Here is a 596-nt window from a genome sequence, read left to right as displayed (position 1 = left end):
GCACCGATCTTCTGGATGCTGTCGACTTCTATGAAATCAACGGCGGCAGCCGTAATTGAAACTCCTCCTCAATGGATACCTCAGAATCCAACTCTAGAAAACTACAAGATCATCTTCGCACCTTCAGGTGGTCTTTCACTCATCAGAGCAACTCTCAACAGTGTGATTGTTGCGGTGAGCTCCACTCTTGCAACGCTGGTTCTGTCAATCCCGGCCGCTTATGCTCTATCTCGATTGAGATTTAGAGGACGTATGCTCATCTTTTGGATTTATGTCGCTGTCCTGGCCTTCCCTGCCGTTCTCTTCCTAATACCTCACTTCTTCATAATAAACGGAATGGGACTGTCGAATTCTTACCTTTCTCTGATTCTTCCGGGACTTGGGGGCACTTTCGGAGTATTCTTGCTCAGGCAGTACATGCTCGATATCCCAAAGGAGCTTGAAGATGCTGCTTGGATTGATGGTTGCACAAAATTGAGATTTCTTATCAGTATCGTAATCCCATTTGTTAAACCTGCTATGCTTGTACTTGGCTTGATGACATTCCTTGGCTCCTGGAACAGCTTCCTCTGGCCTCTGCTAATCCTCAGCAAAGC

The 596-nt window shown here is 46.5% G+C and carries 1 protein-coding gene; it reads left to right on the top strand.

From position 1 onward, the window contains the following. Positions 1-596: carbohydrate ABC transporter permease (locus BG32_RS05895; protein WP_147434844.1), on the top strand; the 596-nt coding region annotated here is incomplete at both ends.

It is taken from the genome of Mesotoga sp. HF07.pep.5.2.highcov (genome assembly GCF_003666285.1).
GTDB lineage: Bacteria > Thermotogota > Thermotogae > Petrotogales > Kosmotogaceae > Mesotoga > Mesotoga prima.
This window is presented reverse-complemented; position numbering and strand designations above follow the sequence as displayed.